A 4238-nucleotide genomic window follows, 5' to 3' on the forward strand; every position below is an offset into this window, starting at 1 on the left:
TATCTCTTTCCCAATCTCGTTTACATGCAAGAGAACAATATTTCTTCTTTGCTCCTCTTTTGGGGTGTTCTAATTTTAACCACCAACTGAGTAAGACCYCCATAAATAGAGATCCCTCAAACCAATATAGTCCGAGGGAACATAAAACACACTTCAATATTTATCTAAAATCCATTAAACCTATTGATAACAAGCTATYTCAACTCTATCAACGCGACTGTCTCAACCTGTGCTGTCCATGGGAACATATCAACTGGTTGAACATTTTCAACCTTAAATCCCTTGGTTCGTAAATACTCAATGTCTTTAGCTAAAGTAGATGGATTACACGAAACATAGACCACACGTTTTGGCTTCACTTCAACAAGTGTTTTTAATAGCTCCTCATCACAGCCTGTTCGTGGTGGATCCACCACAACGACATCTGGTTTCCACCCTTCTTTTACCCACTTAGGTAGCCACTCTTCCGCTGTGCCTACTTCATAGGTGAAATGCTTATAGCCATGATTATCAGCATTTACTCTTGCATCAATAATCGAAGCCTCAATCACATCCATCCCTCGAACTTCAGAAGCACCGTCCGCTAACCACAAGCCGATCGTCCCTACTCCACAATAAGCATCCACCACTTTTTCAGTACCTGTTAACTTTGCTGCACGTTTTGCTTCATTATAGAGCTTAACTGTTTGAATAGGATTTAGTTGAAAGAAAGCTCTGGCGGATAGTTCAAAGGAAATATCGCCTAGCTTCTCTTCAATTACTTCTTCTCCCGAAAGATGAACCGTTTCCTCACCAAAGATTAACGAGGTTTTCTTCCCATTAATATTTTGCATAAGCGAATTAACTTCAGGCAAACGCTTTTGTATTTCATCAAGCAAGACATCTTTTCTTGGAATTTCTTTTTCATTCGTTACCAACACCACTTGTACATGACCAGTCTCAAACCCTACTCGTGTAACAATCGTGCGAATGACCCCTTGATGCTTACGTTCATCGTAAATCGAAATATTTAAGTCTGATAAAATTTGTTTCATCACTCTCGTCACTTTGTTCGTTGCCTTATGTTGGACCATACAAGCAGATAAATCGATTAACTTATGAGAGTTCATCGCGTACAGTCCCGCAATCACACGCCCATCTTTTTTAGATACTTGCAGCTGGCTTTTATTACGGTAGTACCACGGGTCATCCATACCAATGGTTTGTTGAATAACGAGCTTTTCCATCTTAAGTTTTGTGTGCCGTTCAAAAGCTTGCCTAATAATATCTTGTTTCTCCCGTAATGTTGCTGCGTATTCCATATGCTGCAGCTGACACCCTCCGCACTGGTCGTAAATTGGGCAAGGTGGCTCAATTCGCTCTTTTGATTGTTTGCGGATCTTCACAATTTTTGCTTCTGTGAACCTCGCCCCAGCTTTTGTTACCTCGGCAACAATTTCTTCGTTTGGAAGAGCACCTGGTACGAAGACTACTTTCCGCTTGAAATAGCCTACACCTTCTCCATTTATTCCAAGGCGTTTTATCGTTAATGGCATCTGTTGACCAACTTTTAATTGGACTGACTGCTGATCCTTTGATGGACTTTTATTGTATTTTTTATGTGATGATTTCATGTTATCAACTCCGTCCTCTTTTCCGGCTCCTATTATAGCATGTATCACCCATTCTTCCTAAACTTACTAGGTCGATTCACCTGTTATCTCTGATAGAATAAATGAAGGAATCACATAACGGAGGAGAGATTGTTCGTGTCTATACCAACAGATGTTGCATCCCTACAAATCATGGCTCATGTATACAAACGTGCTAGCCTGCAATCGATTTTTGATAAAACGGTGGAAAGCCTTGTTGAACAAGTACCGTACATCGATTGGGTAGGGATCTATATGTATGAAAAGCTAGATCATAAGCTAGTAGCAGCTTCTTGCCTTGAAGATGATCTAAAGTGGGAATGTAACGGTGAACTAAAATTCCCAATTAAAAATGCTGCAGGAGAAGAAACCGGTATGTTGGTTGTACGTACTCGTCAACCGATTGCCTTTGATGTAACAGACGTAACCACCTTAGAAACGATTGCATCAGCTATCGGTGAGGAAAGTTTAGCAAGTTAAAGAAACCACCCGTCTACACATATAGACGGGTGGTTTTACGTTTACCTATCCTACTTATAATTAATAACGAGCCGTCATCATTTTTCTTTTCGTATAGAAGTTTACTCCATCTTTCCCATTAGCGTGTAAATCGCCATAGAAAGAGTTTTTCCATCCAGAGAATGGGAAGAAGGCCATTGGTGCTGGGACATTGACGTTCACACCAAGCATGCCGACCTCTATATCCTCACGGTACTGACGAACAGCTTTTGCACTATCCGTATAGAGTACTGAGCCATTCCCAAAGTCTGACTCGTTGGTAACTTCAATGGCCTCTGTTAAATCCTTCACCCGCACAATCGATAACACAGGAGCAAATATTTCATTTTTCCAGATGTTCATTTCTGTTGTAACATGATCGAAAATCGTTGCTCCTAAGAAGTACCCATCTAAGTCTTGTCCATCCTTACGTCCATCTCGAACTAAGGTTGCGCCTTCTTCGATTCCTTCTTCAATTGCTTGGTGTACTTTGTCTAAATGAGATTGACGAATGACCGGACCAAGATTTACAGATGTATCACAGCCATCACCCAAAACTAACTGATCAGCCGCTGTTGTTAATTTTGAAATCAAGGTATCAGCAATATCCTCTGTAACAACCACGACGGAAGTTGCCATGCACCGTTGGCCGGCACTACCAAAAGCTCCTCCAACAATCCCTTGAATTGTTTTTTCCATGTCGCAATCAGCTAAAACGATTGAATGATTTTTAGCACCTGCAAGAGCTTGTACTCGCTTGCCATAYCCAGCGCCAGTCTTATATACATATTCAGCTACTGGTTGCGAGCCAACAAAAGAAATCGCATCGACATTCTTGTGTTCAAGCAAGCCATTTACAACATCATGTGCACCATGAACTAAGTTTAAGACACCTTTTGGCAACCCTGCTTCAACAAATAACTCTACTAATCGTTGTGCCAACAATGGCGTACGCTCAGAAGGCTTCAGAATGAAGGTATTACCACAAGCGATTGCTAGTGGGAACATCCAACAAGGAACCATCATCGGGAAGTTAAAAGGAGAAATCCCTCCTACTACCCCAACAGGATATCTGWACATACTAGACTCTATATCTGTAGCAATATCAGGCAGTACCTCTCCCATCATAAGGCTAGGTGCACCTGCTGCAAACTCAACACACTCAATYCCACGYTGAACTTCCCCATAAGCATCGTCATAGCATTTCCCATTTTCCTTCGTAATAAGACGAGCTAACTCATCATAATGTTCCATTAATAACTGATGATACTTAAATAAAATACGTGCCCTTTTTGGCACAGGAGTCTTCTTCCATGTTTTAAAAGCTTCTTTAGCGGTTTTCACCGCTAGGTCTACATCTTCTTTTGTTGATAATGGYACACGTGCAATTTCTTCACCATTTGCAGGGTTTGGTACAATTTCGACTTCAGAAGATTTAGATGCTAACCAATCGCCATTAATAAAATTCTTTAATAAAGCTGTTGTTTGCACTGTCATAAGAAAAACTCCTTTTATAGTTATAGTTTAAAAGATAAAAAGTAATCAGTTGTTGCCCATGTTTACACGGTTTTAAGCGAATACTCAAACGTATAAGCATGTCTATATAAAGAAATAATTTCTTTTTCATCTGGTACTTTTGGGTTGTTAGCTGGACTTCCACTAAGAAGCGCATCCTTTGCCATTTTCTCTAATGCAGCTTCAAACTTTTGTTCTTCTACACCCCATGTTTTAATATTAGGTATATTTAGTTGATGGCATAGGCGTAATATATGAGAAACGACTGCATTGGCAAGTTCCTTTTCTGTAACCCCTTTCATATTTGGGTATAAGAATCGACCGATTTCAGCTAATCTCTCTTGGCAAGCATCCTTGGTATAATCTAGAATGGCTGGTAATAGCATCGCGTTAGAGATTCCATGAGGAACATGGAACAAGGCACCTAATGGTCTCGACATTCCATGTACTAAACACACTGATGCGTTAGAAAAGGCCATACCAGCCTGCATTGATGCGTATATCATTTTATCTCTTGCTTCAATATTCGCCCCATTATGGTAAGCTTCTAGAATATTTTCTGTAATGAGTTTAATAGCAGAAAGCGCCAGGTGA

General features: G+C 40.4%; 4 protein-coding genes. 1 reads left to right on the top strand and 3 read right to left on the bottom strand.

The annotated features are described in order from the left end of the window. Nucleotides 1–194: 194 nt before the first annotated feature. Entirely contained in the window at nucleotides 195–1613 is a 1419-nt protein-coding gene (gene rlmD / locus AB685_RS27230) for a 23S rRNA (uracil(1939)-C(5))-methyltransferase RlmD (RefSeq protein ID WP_047973733.1), read from the bottom strand. 135 nt (nucleotides 1614–1748) lie between these two features. Here rlmD and AB685_RS27235 point away from each other — a divergent pair, with 135 nt between their 5' ends. Further along, on the top strand, nucleotides 1749–2111 hold the full coding sequence (locus tag AB685_RS27235) for a hypothetical protein (RefSeq protein ID WP_047973730.1): 363 nt from the start codon (nucleotides 1749–1751) through the stop codon (nucleotides 2109–2111). A gap of 60 nt (nucleotides 2112–2171) precedes the next feature. Here AB685_RS27235 and AB685_RS27240 read toward each other — a convergent pair whose 3' ends face one another. Together AB685_RS27240 and AB685_RS27245 are read right to left on the bottom strand one after the other, a co-directional pair. Beyond that, nucleotides 2172–3626 (bottom strand): CoA-acylating methylmalonate-semialdehyde dehydrogenase, encoded by a 1455-nt coding sequence (locus AB685_RS27240; protein WP_047973731.1) that lies wholly within the window; start codon nucleotides 3624–3626, stop codon nucleotides 2172–2174. A gap of 62 nt (nucleotides 3627–3688) precedes the next feature. After that, the coding region (locus AB685_RS27245; RefSeq protein WP_047973732.1) for an iron-containing alcohol dehydrogenase at nucleotides 3689–4238 on the bottom strand (550 nt) is incomplete at its 5' end.

Source organism: Bacillus sp. LL01, assembly GCF_001037965.1.